Annotated in this window: 16 protein-coding genes; 3 read left to right on the top strand and 13 right to left on the bottom strand. The window is 56.0% G+C overall.

From position 1 onward, the window contains the following. The first annotated feature begins 110 nt into the window (after positions 1 to 110). Positions 111 to 1,826, top strand: a complete 1,716-nt coding sequence (locus tag HMPREF2756_RS06015) for an ABC transporter family substrate-binding protein (protein ID WP_070619309.1) — start codon at positions 111 to 113, stop codon at positions 1,824 to 1,826. A 387-nt stretch (positions 1,827 to 2,213) separates the two neighbouring features. Further along, a complete protein-coding gene (locus tag HMPREF2756_RS06005; protein WP_070619304.1) occupies positions 2,214 to 3,920 on the top strand; it encodes an ABC transporter family substrate-binding protein in 1,707 nt (568 codons plus the stop codon). A gap of 109 nt (positions 3,921 to 4,029) precedes the next feature. Here HMPREF2756_RS06005 and HMPREF2756_RS06000 read toward each other — a convergent pair whose 3' ends face one another. The 6 genes from HMPREF2756_RS06000 to HMPREF2756_RS05975 all read right to left on the bottom strand — a co-directional run bounded on the left by HMPREF2756_RS06000 (position 4,030) and on the right by HMPREF2756_RS05975 (position 15,217). Beyond that, positions 4,030 to 6,111 (bottom strand): glucose PTS transporter subunit IIA, encoded by a 2,082-nt coding sequence (locus HMPREF2756_RS06000; protein WP_070619300.1) that lies wholly within the window; start codon positions 6,109 to 6,111, stop codon positions 4,030 to 4,032. A gap of 465 nt (positions 6,112 to 6,576) precedes the next feature. Then, positions 6,577 to 9,135 (bottom strand): HAD-IC family P-type ATPase, encoded by a 2,559-nt coding sequence (locus HMPREF2756_RS05995; protein ID WP_210393532.1) that lies wholly within the window; start codon positions 9,133 to 9,135, stop codon positions 6,577 to 6,579. Between the two features lie 246 nt (positions 9,136 to 9,381). After that, the gene (locus HMPREF2756_RS05990; protein WP_070619297.1) at positions 9,382 to 10,143 is read right to left on the bottom strand and encodes a heme ABC transporter ATP-binding protein; all 762 of its coding nucleotides are present in this window, start codon (positions 10,141 to 10,143) and stop codon (positions 9,382 to 9,384) included. After that, the gene (locus HMPREF2756_RS05985) at positions 10,143 to 11,228 is read right to left on the bottom strand and encodes a FecCD family ABC transporter permease (protein ID WP_048754548.1); all 1,086 of its coding nucleotides are present in this window, start codon (positions 11,226 to 11,228) and stop codon (positions 10,143 to 10,145) included. Before HMPREF2756_RS05985 ends, HMPREF2756_RS05990 begins: the two co-directional genes overlap by 1 nt. A gap of 12 nt (positions 11,229 to 11,240) precedes the next feature. Then, a complete protein-coding gene (locus tag HMPREF2756_RS05980; RefSeq protein WP_083301678.1) occupies positions 11,241 to 12,425 on the bottom strand; it encodes a heme/hemin ABC transporter substrate-binding protein in 1,185 nt (394 codons plus the stop codon). 200 nt (positions 12,426 to 12,625) lie between these two features. Next, the gene (locus HMPREF2756_RS05975) at positions 12,626 to 15,217 is read right to left on the bottom strand and encodes an HtaA domain-containing protein (RefSeq protein ID WP_070619294.1); all 2,592 of its coding nucleotides are present in this window, start codon (positions 15,215 to 15,217) and stop codon (positions 12,626 to 12,628) included. A gap of 232 nt (positions 15,218 to 15,449) precedes the next feature. Here HMPREF2756_RS05975 and HMPREF2756_RS05970 point away from each other — a divergent pair, with 232 nt between their 5' ends. After that, the gene (locus tag HMPREF2756_RS05970) at positions 15,450 to 16,118 is read left to right on the top strand and encodes a biliverdin-producing heme oxygenase (protein ID WP_070619292.1); all 669 of its coding nucleotides are present in this window, start codon (positions 15,450 to 15,452) and stop codon (positions 16,116 to 16,118) included. A 254-nt stretch (positions 16,119 to 16,372) separates the two neighbouring features. Here HMPREF2756_RS05970 and HMPREF2756_RS11015 read toward each other — a convergent pair whose 3' ends face one another. The 7 genes from HMPREF2756_RS11015 to HMPREF2756_RS05935 all read right to left on the bottom strand — a co-directional run bounded on the left by HMPREF2756_RS11015 (position 16,373) and on the right by HMPREF2756_RS05935 (position 25,111). Next, positions 16,373 to 16,582: a helix-turn-helix domain-containing protein gene (locus HMPREF2756_RS11015; protein ID WP_141747834.1), complete on the bottom strand. Its 210-nt coding sequence runs from the start codon at positions 16,580 to 16,582 to the stop codon at positions 16,373 to 16,375. A gap of 299 nt (positions 16,583 to 16,881) precedes the next feature. Continuing rightward, entirely contained in the window at positions 16,882 to 18,207 is a 1,326-nt protein-coding gene (locus HMPREF2756_RS05960) for a glycosyltransferase 87 family protein (protein ID WP_246825860.1), read from the bottom strand. 215 nt (positions 18,208 to 18,422) lie between these two features. Beyond that, complete coding sequence (gene purL / locus HMPREF2756_RS05955; RefSeq protein ID WP_070619284.1) at positions 18,423 to 20,741, bottom strand: phosphoribosylformylglycinamidine synthase subunit PurL; 2,319 nt, start codon at positions 20,739 to 20,741, stop codon at positions 18,423 to 18,425. 29 nt (positions 20,742 to 20,770) lie between these two features. Continuing rightward, a complete protein-coding gene (gene purQ / locus HMPREF2756_RS05950) occupies positions 20,771 to 21,583 on the bottom strand; it encodes a phosphoribosylformylglycinamidine synthase subunit PurQ (protein WP_070619280.1) in 813 nt (270 codons plus the stop codon). Between the two features lie 4 nt (positions 21,584 to 21,587). Then, positions 21,588 to 21,839, bottom strand: coding sequence for a phosphoribosylformylglycinamidine synthase subunit PurS (gene purS, locus HMPREF2756_RS05945; protein WP_004006543.1), 252 nt, complete (start codon positions 21,837 to 21,839; stop codon positions 21,588 to 21,590). A gap of 1,013 nt (positions 21,840 to 22,852) precedes the next feature. Next, positions 22,853 to 23,806, bottom strand: coding sequence for a 3-methyladenine DNA glycosylase (locus HMPREF2756_RS05940; protein ID WP_070619277.1), 954 nt, complete (start codon positions 23,804 to 23,806; stop codon positions 22,853 to 22,855). Positions 23,807 to 23,815: 9 nt separating this feature from the next. Continuing rightward, a complete protein-coding gene (locus HMPREF2756_RS05935) occupies positions 23,816 to 25,111 on the bottom strand; it encodes an aspartate kinase (protein WP_048780259.1) in 1,296 nt (431 codons plus the stop codon). Between the last annotated feature and the right edge of the window lie 78 nt (positions 25,112 to 25,189).

The following is a 25,189-nucleotide window of genomic DNA, read 5'->3' as shown; positions in this document are numbered from 1 at the left end:
TTATACTAAAAGCATCTTTCACCCCTGGGATACCTCTAAATCCCCAGTGGGTGACCATTTCTGGAAGGTAGCAGCGGCGCTTCTTCCTAACCCCTCTTAAGGAGAAAATCATGAAAACACCTGTGTCGAGACGCAACCTGCTTATGGGAACAGCTGCCCTGGGAACTACAGGCTTGCTGGCTGCGTGCGGAGGCGGTAAATCCAATAAACCGGGTGGCGCTGCCGCTACCGACTCTGCAGATGTTCTCTCGCGTGTGAACGTGAATAAACAAGAGTACTCTTCGCTGAAGAAGGGAGGCGAGCTACGCCTCGTTGTTACATCATTAGGACCAAACTTCAATACCCTAACTCAGACCGGGTACACAAGCTCAAACCTGGATGCCATCAACGCCTGTAATATCCCCTCGGGTGCTGGCTTCTTCAACGTCGACTATAACGGAGACCTAAGCCTCAACTCGGATCTGTGCCTGGAACATAAGGCGGAAACCAAAGACGGTAAACAGATTATCCGCATGAAACTTAACCCCAAAGCAAAGTTTAACGACGGCACCCCAATGGATATTGAGGCAGTGCGCGCATGCTGGACTCTCTACGGAAAGACCACCGAAGAAACCGGGTACGAACTCCTCGAATCTGAAGCGTGGAAACTCGTTGAATCCATCGAAGAAGATGGTGATAAGTTCTCAGTCAAAATCACGACTAAGAGCCCGTACTATCCGGCAGAAAGCCTGTTTGCTACCGCAGTGCATCCGGCGCTGACCGATAAGGAACTCTTTAACCAGGGCTTTGTGGATAAGCCTCTCGACCAGTACTGGGCAGGCCCGTACAAGGTCGCAGAAAATGGCTGGAATTCCGCTGAGAAGACTCTAACCCTTGTGCCAAACCCGAATTGGTGGGGCGAAAAGAAAGCCCTTCTGGACCGTATTGTGTGGCGTGAAATGACAACCGATGCTATTCGGGCGGCCTTCAAAAATGGTGATGTGGACGCTACTCAATTTGTCGAAAACAATACCTATACCGAGCTCAAGGGGCAGGCGGGTACCGATATCCGCGAGGGTCAGCGTACAGGAGTGCGCGGTGTGCACCTGAACCCCAAGCGTATTACTGACTTGGCTTTGCGCCGTGCGATCGCCGCAGCTTTAGACCGCGCTCAACTGGTGAACGTTATGTTTTCTCAGCTTGGCTGGAGCGAGCCGATGCCCGGCTCTATTGTTTTTATGCCTTTCCAAAGAGGGTACGAAGATAACTATCCCAAAGAAACCGGCGCCGATGCCGCCAAGAAGATTCTGGAAGAAGCCGGGTACAAGCTCAACGGCGATATTTATGAGAAGGACGGCAAAAAAGCAGAATTCTCTATCACCTACTTCGGTGGTGAGGCCACGACTCAGGCCCTGGCACGTAGTTTTGCCGAGCAAATGTCGCGGGCTGGAATCAAAGTGAATACTGATAATCAGCCAGGTTCAAATTACACCTCGGTCATCGGCTCAAAATCTTACGAGGCGATGCTGGGCGGTTTCGGCACCAGTCTTGATCCGGCAGAGTCGGCTGTTTCCCTCTACCATTCCGCCAATAACAACGGCGTGGGTGATCCCGAGATCGATAAGTTCTGTGAAGAGCTTCTGACCGTCGAATCGCGTGAAGAACAGCTCAAAATGACCAATAAACTTGAGAAGATGCACCTTGAAAAGGTCGTGATGTACCTTCCATACGCTAATGGTCCGGAATATTATGCCGTCAAGTCTAAGCTGGCTAACTATGGGCCGAGCCTTTTCAAAACGAGTTACACGAGCGCCGATTACTGGATGAACGTAGGCTGGCAGGAGTAATCAATCTTGCAGCGCTGTTGAGCCGAAGTGCCCCTGACCGATATGCGGTTGGGGGCACTTGCTTTTGCTGGGCTGTTTTCTGAAAGATACTAGTAGTCGCCGAGATGAAGCCCTTGAGGGTCTGTGCTGGTCCTATGCAATTCCAACCAGTGAAGGCGGTATATACCTCCGCCGCCGACAGCCGCCGGCAAGATCAGCGTGGCGAAGATCAAAAGATGAAGGGTGTTGCGAAAGCTCATGAAACCACGTGAAATAAGCTCAAAAGGCAGGATAGCCGGGATATAATTAAACAGAGATGTTTCACTGTTGTGCATCCGGTATGTTTTACCCATCCACGGCGAACTAGCTCACCCGGCACAGATTCTCCCCGGAACCTCAGGAGCTTCGATGAAGAACGTATCTGTCACCCGCAGAACCCTGCTCACCGGTACTCTCGCGCTCTCAGGAATCGGCGTGCTCACCGCCTGCCAATCCGGAACCAACGCTTCAGAACTGCCCGGCTCGGGCTGGGGAACAGACTCTCAAGAAGCAACAGCAACCAATCCGCGCGATAGAGCCGAGTTGCGCGAAGGCGGCAGCCTCAACCTGTCATATCCCGCTATTGGACCAAACTTCAACATTACCTCTGAATCCGGGTACGGAATCTCAATGCTCACTATTCACACGGCCGTGAACTCGGCGGCCGCCACCGGAGGATGGATAAGCGACTACGCCGGGAACCTCACCACCAACCCCGACTACGTTACCGAGTTCAAAGCCGAAACCGCGCACGGTACACAAAGCATCAGCATCAAGCTCAACCCAAAAGCCACGTTCAACGATGGAACCCCTATCGACATTGAGGCACTGCGCACCACCTGGGAAATCCTGCGCGGCAAAGACGGCGGCGGCAATGACTACCGAATACACGACGGGGGAGCCTGGAAACAGATAGCCTCCATCGAAGAAGCAGGCGACAAACACACCATCAGCATCACCATGAAAACCCCGTGGTACCCAGCCGATGGAAGCCTCTGCATCTTCCTGCACCCGGCGCTGAAAGACCCCGAGCTCTTCAACAACGGCTTTGATAAACCCCTTGATAAATACTGGGCGGGACCCTACAAAGTTCAAGAGTGGAATACCGCCGAAAGATACCTGAGAGTCGAACGAAACCCAGCGTGGTGGGGCACACAGCCTCTTCTTGATAGCATCACCTGGTACGAGATAGAAGACAGCGCCGAGGAACGCGCATCCTTCAAAACCGGAGAACTTGATGTTGTTAACGTGAGCACCGTGAGCGCCTACAACGACATCACGAGTGTTGCAGACATCGAAATTCGCCGCGGAATGGCGCTCTACGCGGGCGTTTTACAGCTCAACCCCCGCAAAGTTCCGCTGCCCATACGCCAGGCCGTGGTCGCCGGAATCGACCGCAAACAGATTCAGCACATACGTTTCGGGCAGCTCGGCTGGAAAGAAACCCTGCCCGGCTCGCTCTGCTTCCTACCGCCCCAAAACGGGTACCGCAACAACTATCCCAGCAGATCAAGCATCGAAAACGCCGTCAAAATCCTTGAGAAAGCCGGATACACCCGCGCAGGTATCTACACTAAAGGCGAAGAAAAAGCAGCCCTGACCATCACCAACTTCACGACCGAGCCAACGGTGGCTTCCATGAGCAACTTCATGATGGAACAACTCAAGCGCATGGGGATCGATGCCAAGGTTGAAAACCGCCCAGCCAACGAATACAGCACTGCGCTCGCCGCTGGCGACTACGATGCGGTTTTCACCGGGTACAGCATCACCCCAACCCCCGTGGAGGCGGTTAACTACCTGTACGCTTCCGTCACGGATGGCTGGAGCACCGAAGAAATCCGCAGCATGGCGGCGCAGATGCTGGGAACCGAGGATACGCACCAGCAGCTGGAACGCGCCAACGCCATTGAACAGAAGCATCAGCAGGATGTTGCCACCTATATTCCGCTGTACAACGGGCCCAACTATCTTGCGGTGCGCAAAAAACTCGCCAACTATGGCCCCGCGCTCTTCGCAGCACCCTACTACGACCCCAATGTGTGGATTAACGTGGGGTGGGAGAAAAAATCGTAGTATGAACCGGGGGCTTAAGAGGCTCCGCCGCCATGACTAAACAACGGAATATCACAAAAGCCCCACGTGCAGCTCAACTGCACACGGGGCTTTTGCCTCACCGGAAAACCTACTTAGTAGTCACCTTCAAAACGGTGGATGCATTATTTGCATTACCCACAACGCCCTCAACCGAGGCGAACTTGCGGGTATTGGTCACAATCACCGGAGTGATGAGCGGGTAACCAGCCTTCTTAATGACCGCAGGATCGAACTCGATCAGCGTATCGCCAGCGGCAACCTGCTCGCCCTTCTTCACCTTGACGGTAAAGCCTTCACCATCGAGGTTCACGGTATCCAAACCGACGTGCACCAAAAGTTCCACGCCGTTATCCAACTTGAGGCCCACCGCGTGACCGGAGGGGTAAGTAGCTGCGACTTTACCCGCCGCGGGTGCAACCACGGTGGTGCCGGTCGGCTCAACCGCAACACCCTCGCCGAGCTTACCGGCAGCGAAAATCGGGTCTGGAACCTCGGAAAGCGCCACGGCCTTACCCTCTAGAGGAGAAGCCACCTCAAGAACCGTACCTGCCTCTAGTGCGGGCGCTGCAGCGGTTGCAGCTGCGGATGCTGACCCGGCCTGCTCGGCGGAATCTTTCTTCGCCGATGCGCTTGCCGCCGCATCCCGTGCGGAATCTGCAGGAGCCTCGGCAGCCTTTGCAGCGTTCCTGGACTCATACCCGAAGAGCAGAACACCCGTCATTGCACCACCGAACGCAATTGCCAAGCCCAGAGCATACAGGGCGGAAGGCTGCATTGCGGGAATCGACAGGAGCGAGGTGAAGGCGAAAGCGTGCGACTTGACCCCTAGCAGTGAGATGGTGGCACCACCGGCCACAGCCGGTATCAGGATGAGGGGAATAACCCGCTTGTAGCGTAGAACCACACCGTAGAGGGAAGGCTCGGAAATACCACCGAGCAGGCCGGACATGGAAGCACCCACCGCAGTCTGGCGAAGCTCCTTATTCCGTGAAGCCCTAATAGCAACACCGGTGACCGCGCCGAAGACGGCGAAGTTGTAAGCACCCATGGGGGACTGGATGAAGTCGGTGCCCAGGGTCTGCAGGTTGTTAATCATCACGGCGTTCAGCGGCCAGTGCAGGCCCAACGGAACCATGAACAGGTACAGACCTGCGATTAGCGCACCCACAGCTCCCGGAGCTACATCGTTGACATTCTTCAGGAAGTCGGAGATACCCATAGCCACGCCAATACCGATGGGACCCACCACGAAAGCGGTTACGGGCACCAGAATAATAACGGACAGCATGGGGACGAAGACCATCTGCAGCATATTCGGAATGATCTTCTTCAACAGACGCTCCAGAGGCGCCAAGAGGGCAACCGCCAGCAGGGGCGGGAACACCTGACCGGTGTAATCGTAGGCGTACAGCGGCAGGTGCAGACCCATAATGGATACGTCAAGCATCTTAGTAGCCGGGTCAGCAAGTTTGGTGAGGCTCTGGAAGGTGCTGGTCATCAGCGCCGCCGGAATAGCCGCACCAACCCACATATTTGCGCCCAAACGCTTTGCGGCGGTTGCGCCAAGCATAATGGGCATGAAGTTCAGCACCGACAGAGCGGCAGCCTTAAGGATGTACCAGAAAGCGAACTGCTTCATCCATTCGGCTTCGAGCGCCTTACCGGCGGCTTCATCGGAAAGTCGCGGACCGTTCACAATATCGATGTTCACGCTCTGACCGGTCAGGTCGGTGTATTGACCGAAGAAACCGAACTGCTGCAAGAACACGATCAGGGTCAGAATCATGGAGGTGCCCAACAGTGCCCACAGCAGGGGACGGAAGGAATCGGAGAGCACATCGAAGATATTGGTGAGCCAGCCAGCCTTCTTGCCTTCGCCTCCGGAGGATTTCTTGGACCCAGAATTATCTTCGCCAAGGTTCGCCATGCCGGGCAGGGTCTGCATCTCGTTGTAGACCCCCTCAACACGGTCGCCGAGCACGACCTGAGTCTGACCGGACTGCTCAATGACCGAGAGCACCCCGGGGATGCTCTTAATCTGGTCCGTATTGACCTTGCTCCTGTCGGCGGGAGTTACGCGCAAACGGGTTGCGCAGTGCGTAAAGTGGGCGATATTCTCGGAACCGCCAAGTCCCGTCAGAATCTTCTCGCCAAGTTCGTGGTTTTTCACGTTGTTATCCTTGCACGGTGAATAGTGTGTTAGGGATGTTACCGGCGGCATCCTCAGAGCAAAACGCCCCGAGGGAAACAAAAAAAGACCCGAGCTGCATGCCGCCGTACCGTGATGCATTAAAGCATCGTGGGTATAACGATGAACCCTAAGGAATCTATTCCCTCAAGGGATTCAGCAACTCAGGTCTTGCCTGCCTTACCAGTAACAACCCTGTGTTCTATGGTTGTGTGATTCTAAGAATCACAATGTCTGCATGTAACTTTAGGCTTAAACCTGCGCGAGTGCAAGATGAGGTTTTGAAAGTTCAGAAAGTGTAAAATGTGCCGTTCAGGTCTGCGGTGGGTATCGTCTTCCGGTGGGGCAGAGCATCCGAAGAGATTAAACGCCGAACCGGTGCCGTTCATGAGATGTTACGGCACCGGTTCTTAGACGAGATTACTGAGGGGAAGATGCGATCTTGAGCTATTTCGTCGCGGAAGGGAAGAGGCTCAGTGAAGCCACCTCAAGCTCGGGGTAGCTGCGTTTCTGCCAGCGGCGACTACGATGCGCGTTCACCTCAATCAGCACCGCCCCTAAAACACCAGCTCCCACCGACAGCCACAACAATAGCGCCGACGGAGCCTCAAACTGGTGGTACCGCACCAAAACCGGAACCAATAACGCCGCAAAGAATACGGCAAGCAGCGCCCCAAACAGCAGGATACGTGCCTTGTTAAACGGCCTAGCCACTGCCGCAAGGTTCCACAATCCCATAATCACCAGGGTGATGAAAGAAGCAGTCTGCACCTGCCGCATATCGGTTCCCGGGAACACCAGAAGCGCCGCCAAATTCACGGTCAGAAGCATCGCCACCACGATAATAGAGTTCGGAATCGTGTAATTCAGCACGCGGCGCAAGAACCCGGGCACGTACCGGCGCGAGTTCGGCAGCAGTGCCAGCGCGAAGGAGGATGCGCCAACAATCAGGAAATCTGCGGTCGAGTATTGGCGGGGCAGGAACGGGAAGATCAGCCCCATCAGACCGAAGACCACACCCAGCAGGATCGCAAAGCCGGTCTTTGTTAGGAACAGGTTCGCTACCATTTCGATATTCGCAATCACCTGGCGGCCCTGTTCCAAGGCAGCGGGAAGCGAAGAGAACTTGCCGTCCAGAAGCACCAAGCGCGAGACGGCTTTCGTTGCGGGTGCAGCGTTGCCCATCGCAATGCCGAGGTTGGCGTGTTTGAGGGCGAGCGCATCGTTAATACCGTCGCCGGTCATTGCTACGACGTGCCCTTGCTCTTTGAGCGAGATCACCATGTTCTTCTTCTGTTCGGGCGAAACGCGACCGAAAATATTGTGGGTTGCGGCGGCCTCGGCGAGTTCGGGGCCGTCTTCCGGCAGGGTAGAGGCATCGATCGCGCCCGCAGAAATATCCATACCGGCGGTCTTCGCAGCTGCCTGTACCGTGTACGGGTTATCGCCTGAGAACACCTTGAGGGTTACGCCCTGGCGATTGAAGTAGTCCACGATTTCGGGGGCATCGGAACGCACATTTTCGCGGAAAATCACGAAGAGCACGGGGGTATGGTCAGTGGGGATGTGCTGCACCGGGTCTCCGTCATCGTTGCGCACCACGGCGGATGCATGCGCGAGTACCATCGTGCGCAGACCCAATGATGCGAGTTCACGGGCCCGCTCACGTTCCTCGGTGCCCTGGTTCAGCAGAGCCTCGGGAGCGCCGAGAAGCCAGGCTCCCGAAGACTTAAACTCGATAGCACTAAAGCGTAACGCCGACGAGAACGGCACAATGCCACTGACCTGCTCGGTGGGTGCCTGCTCGAACCCGCCGGTGAGTGCTGCTGCGGTCGGGTTCGCGTTTTCATCATGACCGAACCATGCCAACGCCTGGTCCCAGCCCTGCGGCAGGGATGCGCGCCACGCCTGATTTTCATCGGGTGCTTTTGCTTCGGCCGGAGTCGTCAGCGAGCGTACCGAATCGAAAATTACGCCGCCCTCGGTCAGGGTGCCCGTCTTGTCGAAGCACACCGTATCTACGCGGGCGAGTACCTCAACGGCGGGCTGTTCCTGCACCAAAATATTGTGTTTACGTCCCAGCGCCACAGCCGCTGCCGCGAACGCCAAGGTTGTCATAAGCGCCAAACCCTGCGGAATCATTGATGCTACTGACGAAACTACCGCGATAGCGACGTTCTCCCAGAGACCATCACGATTGACGACCTCAAGGCCGCCCGCCGCGCGCACCTGACCCCACAGCACGATCGGGATAATGATGGCAAGGCCGAAGGTAATCCACCGCACCACGCGGTCGAGCGCATCGCGAAGCTCAGACTGGATGCGCGAGAACTGCCGGGCCTCATCGGAAATTTTGCTTGCACGGGACTCGGAGCCCACCGCCGAGAGCAGTACGCGCCCGGTGCCGCCGAGCACGCTCGATGCCGAAAGCACCATATCGCCCGGACGTTTCGGAATCGGGTCATTCTCGCCGGTCAATAGGGATTCATCCAGCTCTAGCGAGTCGGAGGTTAGGACCACCGCATCCGCAGGAACCTGGTCGCCGCGTTTGAGCACTACCACATCGCCCTCAACCAGGGACTCCATAGGAACCTCGATCATAGCGCCATCGCGCACCGCCGTGATCGGGGATCGGTCAAGCAGAGAGATACGGTCGAGCTCAAGTTTAGCCTTGTACTCCTGCACAAAACCGATAATCACATTCGCCACCACGGCGAACAGAAAGAGCAAATCAGCCCAACGCTGGTATAGAATCACAACCAGACCGCACAGCCCAAGCACCAGGTTAAATACCGTAAATAGGTGTGCCCGCATAATGCTCCACAAGGTGCGGGAAGACTTATTATTCTGAGCATTGACCTTACCGGCGGCGGTGAGCTTAGCAACCTCATCGCTGCTGAGCCCGTGAACAGCAAGCTCTTGAGAACCGCTGTGTGCCTGAGCAGAATATTCGGGAACATAACCGGAGGCTTCAGACAGCATTGTCTTGTGCTGGTCAGAACTCATGGATGGGGTACTCTCCTTCGTGGGGTAGGGGAAGAGTAATACATACGGTTTGGGCTGCACCCGGGCGAGTTCAGACTTCTTATCACAAGAAATAACCCTACGCCGGGCATTACTTTATTCTAACAAGTAACCATGGTGCAGGGCTTATATGCCGAACTGGGAATATACTGAGAATCCGTCGGATACTGGCATGGAATATCCGGGGTAGCAGCCCAGAAAAAGGACGACTCAAAGCACAGTGCCGCTCTATCGCCGCGGCAGAACCAGAGGACGCTTCGTCACCGGATGCTCCAAAACCTCAATCGGATGCTGATACACACGGCTCAGCCGCTCCTCGGTACACACCTGAGCGGGGGTACCGTTGGCAGCCACACGACCCCTATCCAGCAGCACGATCCTATCCGAATACGCCGCCGCCACATCTAAATCATGCAGAACCGCTAACACCGCCGTGCCCTCAGCGGCAAGCTCCCGGCTCATCTGCAGAGTTTGTTCCTGATGTTTAATATCCAGCGCCGCCGTAGGCTCATCCAAGAGCACTAGGGGAGTCTGCTGCGCAAAAATACGAGCCAAATGCACACGCCCGCTTTCGCCACCCGAAAGGGTTGTCACATCGCGATTTGCCATCATCTCTGTATGCGTACGCGCCATCATCTGCTCGATCACGGCGTCGTCCTCATGCGCACGCTCGGTACCGCGCCACGGGGTGCGCCCCATCGCCACTACCTCGTGCACAAGGTACGAAAACGCCACCTGAGTTTTCTGCAGCAGCAGGGCACGCAGACGCGCAAGCTCAAGATACGAATACTCACCCACTCGCTTATTCTTGAGCAGTACCGAACCGGAATCGGGCTTAGTATCGCCCGCAATAACCCCCAAAATCGTGGACTTACCGGCACCATTGGGACCGATGAGCGACACAACCTCGCCCGCCTGAACCTCAAAAGAGACATCCTCTAAGATGCGCCGCCTACCCACCGACAGCGACACCCCATCAACAATAAGCATTAAAGACCTCCCTTCCCCATCGAACGGCGCAACAGGAAGAAGAACGTAGGGCCACCCACGAGCGCCGTAAAAATACCGATCGGCAGGTCAGAGACCGGAATGAGCGTGCGCGCCCCCAAATCGGAAAGCGCAATTAACAGCGCCCCGCCCAGTGCCGAAGCGGGCAGCAGCAAACGGTTAGACGGCCCCACAATAAGCCGAAGCAGATGCGGAATAATCAGCCCCACAAAGGCGATAATGCCCGCATGAGCCACCGCCGCACCCGTCAAAAGCGCCGTAGCAGCAATCGCAACACCGCGCAGACGCTCAACATTCACCCCGGAATGCTGTGCCGCGCGCTCGCCCAGCGCCAACAGATCAAGTTTGCGTGAAATCATCAAGCACATGATTAGCCCCGCTACGATCACGAACCACACGCTGGCAAGAGCCTTCCACGTAGACCCGTTGAGCGATCCCATCTGCCAGAAGACGATGCGGTCGCGGCTGACATTATCGGCCAGGTACAGGCAGAACGCGATTGCGGCGTTTGCCACCGCAGTTACCGCAATACCCGTCAAAATCATGGAGAGAACTTTCGCTCGACCTGAGGAACGCGAGAGAAAATAAACCAGTGCTGTTGCCGCGAGGGCACCGCCGAAGGCGAAAGCTGGAACCGTGTAAATATCGAAGAATTCGAGATTGAAAACGACCGCTACACATGCTCCCACCGCGGCGCCCGAAGACACACCGATAACCCCGGGCTCGGCCAGCGGGTTACCGAAAACCGCCTGCATGACCGCGCCCGAGCATCCCAGGGCAGCGCCCACGAGCAGCCCCAAAAGCACACGCGGAAAACGAATATTCCACAGGGTGCTGTCTTCAAGATAGGCGGTCGGATCCTTGGGAATCATACCCAAGCGGCGCCCCAGCGAAGCCACCACATGATCGGTCGGAATATTGTACTGACCCAACCCCGCAGACACCACGGTTATGACGATCAGGGCAATACTCAGAAAGCCAAAAGTTGCGAGAATACGGATGCGGCGTTTGCTGCGATAATCCGCGCTGCCGGGAGTCGCCGCATCAGTGCGGTTGGAGGAATTCACAGGTGGAGCCTCTTAATGCTGGGGTGCGTAGATAGCGCGGGCTAGGGAAAGCAGAACGGCGGGGGTGTTCGGACCGTAGGATAGAATCTGCCCGTCGTTCATATCAACCACGCGCCTGCTCTTTCCCGCGTTCGTTTCGGCAACGCCAGGGCGTGCCAAGAATCCATCCAAGCCGCCGGTGGATTCCACGCCGTGAGTCATGGTCAAAATGACATCCGGGTTCACCTTGACCAGCGCCTCGCTATTCGCAGGAACAATGTTGCGCGCTCCCTGCTCGGAAGCCACATCTCTGCCCTCAAGCGCGGCAATCAGATCATCCGCGCCGGAACCCTTGCCGAGAATGAAGAATACCCCGGCATTACCGCGCACGTACAGGAATGCCATTGACAGTTTCTTATCGCCTTCAGGGGCAACTTCTTTGATGGTATTCAGGGCATAATCAAGGTCTTTCTGCACGCGCTCGGCAACCTTATCGCCCGCCTCCTGCACACCTAAAGCCTGTGCCACAGCCTTGAGCTGGGGAATGATCTTATCCATGCGCCTCTCATGGTCGAACACCACCACAGTCACGCCCGCATCGCGCAGTTGTTCAACAACTTCTTCGGGACCATTGCTCTTATCCCAGAGCACAAGATCGGGGTTCGTCGCGAGAATCGCATCCGCGTTCAGGTCGTGGCCGTTCTGAGTGACGAGCGGCAGCTTCGCTAGCGAAGACTCGGTTGAAGACGTCACACGACCGACCAGACGATCACCCAAACCCAGCGAGATAACCTCTTGCGCGAGAGTGCCATACAGATCAAGAGCCAGGATGCGGTTCGCCGACTTAACAGTCACCTCATCGCCCTTGAAATCCTTGAAAGTCACAGGAAGCTGCGGGGTGGGAGTCTCAACCATCGGCTGAACTTCGGGGGTGTTCTTCGCGCTGCTGGGACCCGTCAGCGATTTCGGATCGGAAGAAACATTGCTCTTGAGCTCCTGCGCAAGGTTCTCAAGCTCAGACTTGGTGGTCTGTTCATCAACCACGGAATGCGAGGATGCGCTCGTGCTGCCCGGATTTTGGGTGCCGATGCCGCATCCGGAGATAAAAAATATGGATGCCGCTAATAGCGCGGCGGTAACCTTCTGCGATGCGCTCGCTCTGCCGTGCCGGTGTCTGGGGCGTGTTGTTGCGCCGGGGTGTGAGAGACGAAAAGCCATATGAAGAGTTCCTATCGGCTAAAACTGTGAGTGTATGTATTCGTGATGAGAGCGTGTGCTTAGGGTGAGGGTGCGGGTAGTCGATACTACCCGCACCCTGGCGCATCCGGTGAGCTATGAGGTGCGGATGCTGCACCGAGGAATAAACCCGAGCCTAAGAACCGCCGCATATGCCGGTGGTTGATAGGCCGATCTTAGGTTTATTCGGAGCGCTCAGACATCCTGGAGGACTTGCGACGGCGGGTGTACAGCACTGCACCAATGCCGGCGGCCAGAGAGGCCAGACCACTAGCAACCCCAGCCTCTACACCGCTGGCACCGGTATGCGCCAGACGACCATGAGAGCCGCGTGCGTTGAGAGATTCGCATCCCTGACCCTGATATACGGTTTCGGTCACAGTTTGGGTGGTCTGGGTTTTGGCGGTGTTGCCCGCGGGCTGTGTACCCGAAAGCGAAGCTGAGAAGCTCAGCGGAGCCATATCCTTACCCGCCTCGTAGAAACCTGCAAACGCTTTAGCACCCTCAGCGGTAATGGTAGTGCCCGCACCGCTGATGGAAATTTTATCGCCAGAGACCTGCAAACCGCTCACATCAACGTTGAGCAGAGCAACTTCACCGTAATTCTGCGATTTGCCGTCCATATCGTTGCCGACCACCGTTGCGTAGAGAACCGCGGTCTTGCCGTTGATCTCCAGACGCGGGTTTGAGATGGTGGTGTCCAGAATTCCGTGGTGTCCGGTGAAATGCACCGAACCGGTGAAGGAAACCGAGCCCTTACCATCCTTGAAGGAACCCGTACCCTTCGCCCACTGGAAGGCATTATTGGAATAGGTGGTACCGTTCAGATCCCAGCTGCCGTTAGCGATGCCGCCGCGAATGTAGTTGCGGAAGGAATCGCGCACGCCCCATCCAAGATCTGCGCTGGCGACCTTACCGTCTGCGGATGCGGCCGGTGCTTTGTTCGCTGCCTTAACGGGAACCTGCTTGGTCACGGTCACCGGGGTGCAGACGGGCTGGGCGGGGTTCTTTGAGACGCTGCTGAAGGAACCGCTCTTACCGCCATTCGGGTGTGCAGCCGGGGTGGAGCCGTTACGGGAAGGGGAGGCACTGCCGCCGCCATTGTTCACGGAACCGCCAAAGTTCGTGCCGCCAATACCCGCATTCGCGTTATTACCTAGGTTCGTCGAACCGCTGCCGATGTTAGAACCCTTAACCGTGGTGTCGGTAACCTTGTTTTCCACCAGCTGAGAACCGAGTTTTGCGCTGAAGGAGAGCGGAGCCATAGCGCGCTTGTCGGCGTCATTGTACTGCCCGGCGAAGATTGCCTCGGACCCCTCGACGGTAACGGTAACGGCTGCATTCTTAGCCGAGAGCACGTTATTTTCTAAGGTTGCACCGCTCAAATCGACCTCGGCGAGTACAAGATCTTTGAAGGTGCGGTTTTCGCCCTGCATGTTGAGCGCTTCGGCGTCGACAACCAGGTAGCCCTTGCCCTCTTTGATGACTAGGCGAGTGTTCTCGAAGCTGCTGTTGAGCTGGCCGTGATGCCCGCTAATGTGCACCTTGCCCGCGAAGTTGATCTGACCGGTCTTCGTGGACTCATCGTACGAGCCGGATGCGCTGGTAAAGTCCAGCCCGCCCGCCGCATTCTTCGACAGACCCTCGACGGTGATGTTACCGCGCGCAATGGTGTTGAGGTAGTGCAGGAAGGAATCACGAATATTCCAGGTCAGGTTGCCGGATTCAATAATGTGCCCTTGACCTTTCGGCACGTCGGTTCTCGGCGCTGCATCGGTAGCCGGAGGCTGAGCCGGTGCGGGCTTAGCGGCTTCCGAGCTTTGTGAGGGCTGCGGTGCCGGTTGAGAGCTGGGTGCTTCGCTGGGCTTTGAAGGGGTTGAGGCAGGTGTCTCAGAAGTCTGAGAGGGCTGTGGTGCCGGAGCTTCGGAACTCTGTGAGGGCTGCGGTGCCGGTGTTTCAGCAGGTTTACTTTGCTCTGGCGCAGGCTGGGCTGGCTCAGGAGCTGGATCGGCAGGCTTGCTCGGTTCTGGTGCAGGCTGCGCAGGCTGAGATGGCTCAGGAGTAGGATCGGCAGGCTTCTCCGGTGCCGGGGCCTGCTTGGTAACGAGCTTTGCGGAGAATGCCAGCGCATCCAGCTCTTGACCTGCCTGGTAGAACCCGGCAAACACCGAAGTTGCTTCTGTGCTGAGTTTTACCTTGGTTGCATCAGATGCTGCCAAGGTCAGCTGCCCGCCCTCGTTTTTCAGGGAGGAAGCATCGAAAGTACCAATCAGCGTGTGATCGTGCTGTACGGGCGGGTTCGGGGTGGTGTTGCCGTTATAGGGGCGTTCGCTGATATTTGCGTATAGGCTGCCTTGCCCGTCTTTGATGACAAGTTCCAAGTCGCTGATAGTTACTTCGAGCACGCCGTGGTGCCCGGTGTACTTCACGCTGGAGCCGGTGAATTTAACGTGGTATGAACCGTCTGCCTCGACGGTACCTTCAGCGGCGGTGAAGCGATAAGAACCATCCGCGTTGGAGGTAGCACCGGTTAGTTCCTGCGAACCACCGGCGACAGGACCGGTGATGTATCTGCGGAATGAGGATTTGACGCCCCAATCTACGGATGCATCCTGCAGGCTTTGTGATGCGGCAGCTGGCGCCTGCTCAGAGACGATCTGCGCGGTCGGTGCGGGTTGGTTCGCTAGGGCGGGAGTGGCGGCGATGCCACTGAGGCCAACGGCGGCAGACGCTAGAAACGCCCATGAGCGCTTCGCGTTATGCGACATAGACATGTGTTCCTCTATTCGTGGTTTTAGTAATGAGCAGTCTTAGTCTAGACCTATTAGCTAAGACTTGTGTAGCTTAATTGTAGTACTTTGCTTCATGATGAGGTTACCCTTAATAAAATTTTTTGGCATCGGTGTTGCAAAACCAAAAATTTAGTGACACTATGTCATTTATTGATTTGGTGACACAGTGTCATCAAAAATATTCATGACTCTCAACTCAATCAGGAGGCGTTCCATGACCGCCATTATTACCCCCGAAACCACCTCACCCGATGCTGTCGAACAGCGGTTTTCGGCCCGGCTAAAAGCTAGCACCAAGCGCGTGCATGATAATGCCGAGCACTCTACCTTTATGGAAGATTTGATGGGCGGGAAACTCGATACTTCCGCATATTTACGCCTCATCAACCAGTACACCTATATCTATGAGGCGCTGGAGGAAATCTCTCGGAATCTGCGTGTATCCGGTAACTCACTGACCGATCCTTTCACTCTGGAAGGGCTGGATCGTGCCGCCGCGATTCACCACGATATTCGTACTCTAGGGCAGACCGAGATTGACGCCCCGTTGCCAGCGACTATCGAATACGTGGCGCGTATCAAGGCGACCGCGCAGGCTCCCGAGCGGTTCTTGGCGCATCATTATTTGCGCTATCTGGGGGACCTCTCGGGCGGGCAGGCGGTGGCGGCTCTGGTGGCGCGCCATTACGGCATTGCGCGGGATGCTCTGACCATGTACTCGTTCCCGCAGCTTCCCAAGCCGAAGGTCTTCAAGGATGGATACCGGGAGCTTCTTGATCGCGCTCCTTTGAGCGAAGAGCAGCGTGAAGCCCTGATTGACGAGGCTATGGAAGGGTTTCGTATTAATGCCGCGCTCTTTGCCCAGCTAAGCGAGCAGAGCTAGCCATCGATAAACATCTCGATAGATGTTCAAAGTTCGTGTTTGAGCCATATCAGGACCATTTGTGACAGATTGTTACACCTGTGTAGACAGTACCTCAGAGTGTTTATTATCACTGAAAAATATACGTAAATAACCGTTATATGACGTTTGTATGACAGGTTCACATGTGTGCCTGGAAAATCTCCGTGTGACGCAGAAATACAAGGATGCGGTGGTTCCCCAGAGGGGCAAACCACCGCATCCTTTATAAAAAGTTAGCGCTCCCGAGGGATGAGATCGATGCCGAGGGTGTCGAGTACGGCGGTTACTTTGTCAAAGGCGATAGACTCGCGCCCTTTTTCGAGATCGCGGATCGTGCGCTCCGAGACTCCGGCAAGAAGCCCCAAATACTCCTGCGTAATCCGAAGTTCGCGGCGATGCTCGCGAACGATCTGGGCGAGCGAGCCCCTTAAGTCCCGTGGCACGAGCGCATCCTTTCCATGAGTCTGAAACCCTATAAATCGGCAAAATAATTCCGAATTCATGACATTATGGCATGAAAATTGGTGAAAACACTATATTTCGGCAATATTTTGCCGATATATATAGTTTTAGGGGGTTAGAGGGAGGAAAACCACGCTTTTCGGCAGAATATTTCCGATTTTTAGGCTTCCTGATAGCCGTCATGCGGATGCGGCGGCTCCCCCAGAGAGGGCAAACCACCGCATCCTTTGTTACCGCCGTATGCGCGTTGTAACTCAACTGCACATGACACTACCTGCTGCTACGCAGCCTGAGGCTCGGGTTTGGGTCCCGCAGTGACCGCGCGATCGCGATTCTGCGCTATGCGCACGGTCGGAGTGAGCGCCGAACCTACCCAAAGAGCCATGACCGCATAGAGACACAGGATCGGCACGGTCGAAAACAACAAGGCATACTGTGCAAGATGGTTGAGGCTGTTGAATCCGCCACCGATGGCGGCACCCAGCCACATAGGTGAAATATATAGACCGATAAACGCCACCCACGTCAAAACATGTGCGGTACCGGATAACCAGGCGGGCAGGTGCGTGAAAAACAGGGGGAAAGCATCAAGAACAAGCGTCATGATAATCAGCGGGAACATGACGTTATGATGCGACCAGCTGATGGGGGAGATGCTCACCATCAAAAACCCGCCGACCGCCACCTGAGATAGCACAAGATTACGGCGAATAAGCTGGCGCAGAAGCACCGCACAGAGCCCGATCGTAGCAAGAACAAGGGCGTAATATACGGGCCTCAGGGTAGGTTCACGCAGACCCAGGTGCATCAGCCAGCCTTGAATCGAAATATTATCGGCGAAGTTAATACCCCCAACGCGACCGGAATCCGAAACGGCGCTCGTCCAGAACGTAACAGCCTGCTGCGGGAGGAAGATAAACCCAAGAAGAATGGTCGTGCCGAAAGAGAGACCCAGGGTAAAGATTCCGCGCCAGTCTTTGCGCATGAGCAGAATAAGGCCGAAGGCAAGCGGGGTGAGCTTAATACCGCCTGCGATGCCGATAAGTGCACCCCGGGGAATGCGGGTTGCCGGTCGTATAAAATCGGCAAGCACCAGCGTAAGAATGATGGGGTTAATTTGTATCAGCGAGAGCCCGCGCCGCCACGGCCCGGTCATAATAATGATGAACGTGAGGGCAGCAATGACGCCGTATGTGCCGAGTCTTTCCTGGAAAGGGATGCTGTAGCCGCGGTCGGTGGCGTAGTTATAGATAAGGGTTGCCAGCCACCATGCAACACCGATGCTGATCGCATACATGATGGCGATACCCACCCATGCGGGCAGAAAAGCGAACGGTAAGAACACGAGCGCGGCAAAGGGCGGGTAGGTGAAGGGCAACCTAAAGTTGCCGTACTCCAGGAGATTGCGGGCGTAGAGATCTTTGTGCATGCCGTCGTTATCGAAGATGGTCATGGCACCGAAACGGTAGACATTGAAGTCTAGTCCGCCCGTGAACTCGATATAGATAAGCCAACCGATAACAAAGAGAGCGAATGCCGTGAGCGTTATTCTGCCCGCTTTAGGTATGTCTGGCGTAAAGACCTGCACGGATGGTGCTGCGGTCATGGTGATCTTTCTGTTGTGTCTGTGCATTTTTTGGATGCGGTTCGGGGGGCGAATGTGTTATCGGTGTGAACGGTTTATGTAACCTATCCTCCAGTCTAGCGTGTGAAAGCGCAGGTGGGGAGTGCCTTGAGGCAGAAAAAGGCTCTTGATGTGAAGAAAGCGTTGGAAACTCCGCTTTATTCACATCAAGAGCCTAGCTGTGCCGATAGAGGGATCTAGCCCTGCGCCACCTCACCAAAGTGAGCTGCCATGGTGCCTTCGTGAGCGGCACGCAGCTCATCAAGGTTGATGGAGACCTCGTTTTGGAAGTCCAGCGCGTTCGAGAGCGCATCCACTACGCCGATGCGCGCGAACGGGAACTGCCGGGCGGTGCACATATCCTTGAAACGTACCTCCTCAGAACGCGGGACGGAAACCACCACGCGACCTAAGGACTCCGAGAACAGCAGGGTGAACAGGTCGAGCCCGTCGCGTTCGGCAACTTCGCCTAGCCCGATGCGCGCCCCGGTGTTGAAACGCAGGCAGGCTTCCGCGAGTGCTGCGGCAAGGCCACCGGCCGCAACGTCGTGTGCCGCATCGATCATGCCGTCACGCGACATATTTACGAGCATATCGCCAAGCTGACGTTCAACCGCCAGATCAACCTTCGGGGGCAGACCCCCCAGGTGACCTTTGAAACGCGCCCATTCTGAGCCGTCCAGCTCGTCACGGGTAGTACCCAGCAGGTAGATGGCCTGACCGTCGTGTTCCGGGGCCCAACCCGAGGGGGTGCGCCGGGTAATGTCGTCCATTACGCCCATCATCGCGACCACAGGGGTCGGGTTAATGGCCTTACCTCCGGTCTGGTTATACAGCGAAACATTGCCGCCGGTGACCGGAACACCTAGCTCCATGCAGCCGTCGGCAAGACCGCGTACGGCTTCGGCAAACTGCCACATGACGTCCGGATCTTCGGGGGAGCCGAAATTCAAGCAGTCCGAAACCGCGACCGGGCGGGCACCCACGGTTGCCACATTACGGTAGGCCTCCGCCAAGGATGCGCGCGCGCCCTCATACGGGTCAAGGTAGGCAAAACGCGGTGATGCGTCAGTCGCCAGCGCGACCCCCAGGTTGGTGTTCTCATCCACACGCACCACGCCCGAATCGTCCGGCATAGAGAGGGCTGTGTTGCCCTGCACGTAGCGATCGTACTGGTTGGTAATCCAGGACTTGGAGCACATATTCGGAGACGCCATGAACGCCTTGATAGCCTCGCCCAGCTGTTCGCCGCGCGGGCGTGCATCGTCGGCAGCGGAGCCTGTGAAATGGTCTGCCTGGAGTGCATCCTGACCAGCCGGGCGCGCATAGGGGCGCTCATAGGTGGGACCATCGTGCGCCACGGTACGCGGGTCTACATCAACGATTACCTGGCCGTCCCATTCAATGGTTAGGCGACCGGTATCGGTCACCTCGCCCAAGAAGGAGTACTCCACGCCCCATTTCTTCATAATCGCCTCAAAACGCTCGACGTTCTCGGGCGAAACGACCGCCATCATGCGTTCCTGCGATTCCGACATCAGAATTTCGCCGGGGGTTAAGGTGGGGTCGCGCAAGAGTACTTTGGTGAGGTCCACGTGCATGCCGCCCTCGCCGTTGGATGCGAGCTCACTGGTTGCACAGGAAATACCGGCAGCGCCGAGATCCTGAATACCCTCGACCACGGAACCCTTGAAGAGTTCCAAGCAGCATTCGATCAGAACCTTCTCGGCGAAGGGATCGCCTACCTGCACGGCGGGTCGCTTGGAGGGCTTGGTATCGTCAAATGATTCTGAAGCCAGTACGGATGCGCCGCCAATACCGTCGCCGCCGGTGCGTGCCCCGAAGAGCACTACCTGATTGCCCACGCCGGATGCGTTTGCCAGGCGAATATCTTCGTGGCGCATAATACCGACTGCCAGGGCATTGACGAGGGGGTTTGCCTGGTAGCAGGCGTCAAATTCGGTCTCACCGCCAATATTGGGCAGCCCCAGAGAGTTGCCGTAGCCGCCGATGCCCGCGACCACACCGCCGACCACGCGGGCGGTATCCGGGTGGTCGATAGCGCCGAAACGCAGCGGATCCATAACCGCGATCGGGCGTGCACCCATCGAAATAATGTCACGCACAATACCGCCCACGCCGGTTGCCGCACCTTGATAAGGCTCAACATAGGAGGGGTGGTTATGTGACTCAATCTTGAAGGTTACCGCCCAGCCGTCGCCAATATCGGTTACGCCAGCGTTCTCGCCGATGCCGACCATCAGGTCTTTCTTCATCTCGTCGGTGACTTTGGCGCCGAATTGCTTCAGGTGTACTTTCGAGGATTTGTAGGAGCAATGCTCGGACCACATGACCGAGTACATGGCCAGCTCGGCCGCGGTCGGGCGGCGGCCCAGAATCTTCTTGATGTCTTCGAACTCATTTTCCTTTAACCCCAGCTCTGCCCAGGGGAGTTCGGTATCGGGGGTTTCCGCCGCGTGCTCGACGGTATCGAGGTTAAACTGCTTCTCGCTCATCGCTTGTGTCTATCCTTGTCGTCGTGCGTCTAGCGGGCGTTGATCAGGTTGGAAAGAACGGAGGTGAAGACGCCCAAGCCGTCGGCACCGCCTCGTAGTGAAACATCGCCGAATCCGGAGGATGAGGGGCCAAAACCGGGTTCAACCGCGTGTTCTGGGTGGGGCATCAGACCGACGACATTTCCGCGTTTGTTGCTGATACCGGCAATATCGTGGCGTGAACCGTTCGGGTTGAAACCCACATACCGGAACACCACGCGATTCTCGGCTTCGAGCGCCTCTAAAGTTTTGGCGTCCGCCACGTATTGACCGTCCTGGTTTTTAAGCGGAACCACAATCTCTTGCCCGGGTTCATAGGATCCGGTCCACGAGGTAGCGTTATTTTCGATGCGCAGGGTTTGGTCACGGCAAATGAACTTGCGGTGATCGTTCTTAATCATGGATCCGGGGAGCAGATGCGACTCAGTGAGAATCTGAAAACCATTGCAGATACCCAGCACCGGCAGGGGAGCAGAGCCCGATGTTCCCGCTGCATTTGCTGCTGCGATGACCGAATGCATGACGGGTGCTTTTGCCGCGATAGCGCCTGCACGCAGATAGTCGCCGTAGGAGAAACCGCCGGGAATGATGACGGCATCAACGTTTTTGAGATCTTCGTCGTCATGCCAAAGTTCGACGACGGTTCCGCCCGCTAACCGTACGGCACGCGCCGCATCGCGGTCATCGAGGGTGCCGGGGAAAGTAATAACGCCGATGCGCGCATAAGCAAAGTCGGGGTTGGGTGCCGAGACGCTGAAGTCGCCAACAAGGGGAACTTCGTGTGCTGCTAGTGATTCTGCCATGCTCTTAGTCCTCCAGAACCGAGACGTTCACAACGTCTTCGATGACGGGGTTTGAGAGTAGCTCTTCTGCCGCTTGGCGTGCCTGCGCAAGATGCTCTTCGGTAGCTTCGCCTTCGACGGTCAGCTCAAAACGCTTGCCTTGGCGAACGTCGGTGAAGGAATTTAGACCGATACGGGGCAGCTCGTGAGCGATAGCTTTACCCTGCGGGTCAAGAATTTCGGGCTTGAGCATAACATCAACAACAATACGGGCCATGTGCGGGCACTCCTTGGGTGCATGAGTTCTGATTGAGCCGTCTTAATGTTACCGCAAGCACGCTTCTTGACGCCCGCTCGGCGAGCGAATTTTGACCGCAGTATCGGTCAAAGAGCGGCGGGTACGGGAACGTGAAACTAAGCGCGCGTAAATATGAAGATACCCATAGTGAGCTATGCCTTACCAAGAAGAAAGTGTGGAATCAAAACTCCTTGTAGAAAAGCGTAATAATTCTTCTCAAAAATCGTTCTCTGTGAGCGAACATCGGAATTTTGAAGTCTTTAGCAGGTGATGTTTCAAAACTGCGGATTAAAGAATAATTTTGGAGATTACGCATATCAGGATGCGCGCCTCAGCTAGTTCTCAAGCGTCGTGTCAATGTTTAAAGTATGTTTGAGTGGTAAACTAATTTCAAAGTTGCTGATTTCACATAAATTATTTACATGTAAATTATAAAAACCAATCTCGCATGCTGTATAGTATATTTCCGTTGTAAACTTTTGCTCCAGAAAAGTGACATCAACGATTCATTTTGCTCACATTTTGTTTAAAGTGATTATGTTCACAGGGAATGCATGATTACAAATTCTCTAAGAGCGTGTATGATGTCGCGCCAGTTTTCCAATGGCGCCTCATCGCACTCCTGCCATCACCACTGGCAGAAAACAAAACGGGCAAACCCTGAGCTGCATCAACCGCATAACCACCGTGGCTTGAAGAGGCATAGCGCGCGGCTATGTTAATTCACTCCGTTCCACCGAGCGGAATGAGCCATCATTTCCGGGGTGGGCGGTGATGCACCGCGCTGAGTCACCGCACAAGCCGTGCAGGACAATCACCACTAAGTAAATAACGATCGCTGAAAATATTCACCGAATACATGCGAGCTTGAAAAGTTTGGCACTTCAGAAAAGCTCGAAGATGCTCCTCGGGACGAAAAAGACAGGCTATCGCGATAGATAAACTCAACCACAAGTATTTCTCCCTCGTTTTCCGGCGGGGGAGAAATTAGTTTAAGCCACGGCGGCGCGATCGAGAGCGCCCTCAATCTGGCTCAAGACGCGACGGCGCAGCGTCACCGAACGCTCCGAAAGCTCGCGTTGATACCGCACATACTCGGCTTTACCCTCGGGAGTCTCTACCTTAATAGGCTCATAGCCCCAATCGAGAAGGTCGTACGGTGCGGCGCGCATATCGAGTTCGCGCGCATCCCAGGCAAGCTCAAAGCAGTCCATCACGAGCGCCGAATCGATGAGAGGGATCAGCTTGTATGCCCACTTATAGACGTCCATATTGGCGTGCAGACAAGCGGGCTGTTCTAGTGTGCGCTGTGCTTCACGGGTGGGCTGCAGCTCGTTCATGGGCGCCGCCTGAGGCATGAAAAACCGGAACGCATCGAAATGCGAACAGCGGATGCGGTGCGACTCAACCACCCGGTCGGTGCCCTCAGCACCCAAACGCAAATCCAGGTAGTCGTGACGAATATTATTCTGAACTGATTTATACGCCATCGCCCATTCGTGCATACCAAAGCATCCAAAAAACGCTTTTTTATCGGCTGTATTTGACAGAATTTCGCGAGTGAACGTGAGGGCGGTGCCGCGTTTGTCCACGAATTGGGGTATATCCACGAGAACCGCATCGCCACGTTCGGCATGGGTGTGTGCATCGTCGGGGGAGAGCCCAGCTGAAAGGAGCTCGTCCTCGGTTGCTGCACGGTAGAATTTCCAGCTGACACGTTCGGCGGCATCCAGCAGAATGACACCAGCCCCAGGGTGCCAGCGTTTGAACTGACCGGGCTTGAGCGTGTAGTACGTAAACAGGAAATCCTCGACCGGATGCGCCTGCCCCCGCTCGCGCCGCCGCACAAACGGGTCAGCAAAGCGCCCTGCCCGGCGCTCATGCTCCTTCGCATAAGCACGCCAGAGCGAGCCGTCAAGTACTGTCACAGAGTGACTTATCTGCATTCTCCGAAACTAGCGGCCTGTTCCGCCGTATACGGTGGCTTCGCCTTCGGCATCAAGCTCAAAAGCGGTGTGTACCGCGCGGACCGCCTCATCAAGCTTTGAAAGCTCGGTGATAACCGAGATACGAATCTCGGAGGTCGAAATCATCTCGACGTTCACGCCCGCATTGCTCAGCGCCTCAAAGAAGGTAAACGAAACACCCGGGTTGGTCTTCATGCCCGCGCCCACAAGCGAAAGCTTACCCACTGCCTCGTTATAAATAACCTCTTCAAAACCGATCTCGGCCTGGGTCTTCTCAAGTACCTGTAACGCCTGCGGACCCTGCGCCTGGTTGAGCGTAAAGGAAATATCGGTCACGTTCGGTCGGTCGGTCGAGACGTTCTGCACGATCATATCGATGTTAATCTTGGCCTCATTGAGCAGACCGAAAACCTTAGCGGCAGATCCGGGGATATCGGGCACGCCCACCACGGTAATTTTTGCCTGTCCACGGTCGTGCGCAACGCCAGAAATCAGGGGCTGTTCCAAGGGAATCTCCTTCACATGGGTGGGGGTTAGTTCTGCGGAATTTTCCGGGATAACAAGGGTGCCTTCAAGATTCGAGAATGACGAACGCACATGCAGTTTCAGATTGAAACGGCGGGCGTACTCCACGCTGCGCAGATGCAGAATCTTTGCGCCATTCGCCGCCATCTCAAGCATTTCTTCACTTGTGACAGTATTGAGCTTATGCGCGGCTGATACGATGCGCGGGTCGGCCGTGAACACGCCGTCCACATCCGAATAAATCTCGCACACATCCGCATGAAGCGCCGCCGCAAGAGCGACCGCCGTAGTATCTGAACCGCCGCGACCGAGGGTCGTAATGTCACCGCTCTGGCGGTTAACACCCTGGAACCCCGCCACAATCGCAATGTTTCCGGCCTCAACAGAGCGGCGAATACGGCCTGGATTGACCTCCACAAGCCGCGCCGAACCATGCACGCCGTCGGTAATCATGCCCGCCTGAGAACCTGTGAAAGACTGCGCCTTCGCGCCTAGATCATTGACCGCCATCGATAGAATAGCCGTCGAGATGCGCTCGCCCGCAGTCAGGAGCATATCGAGCTCGCGCGAGGGGGTAACGGTAGCGGTTACTTCAGCGGCAAGGTCGAGTAGTTCATCGGTGGTGTCGCCCATCGCGGAGACGACCACGACCACATCATTGCCCGCTTTTTGGGTGTCCACGATGCGCTGGGCGACGCGTTTGATACCCTCGGCATCCGCGACGGAAGAACCGCCGAACTTTTGGACGATCAGGCTCATTGAATTCTCCAGGTCAGTATTGAGTATGCCACCGGCTAGTTTACCGGCTCTTTACATAGTAGGCAGATGCGGCGCGCG

The sequence above is a fragment of the Rothia sp. HMSC067H10 genome, assembly GCF_001810635.1.
Lineage (GTDB): Bacteria > Actinomycetota > Actinomycetes > Actinomycetales > Micrococcaceae > Rothia > Rothia dentocariosa.
Note: the sequence above shows the minus strand (reverse complement) of the source record. Positions and strands in the feature narration are given on the sequence as shown.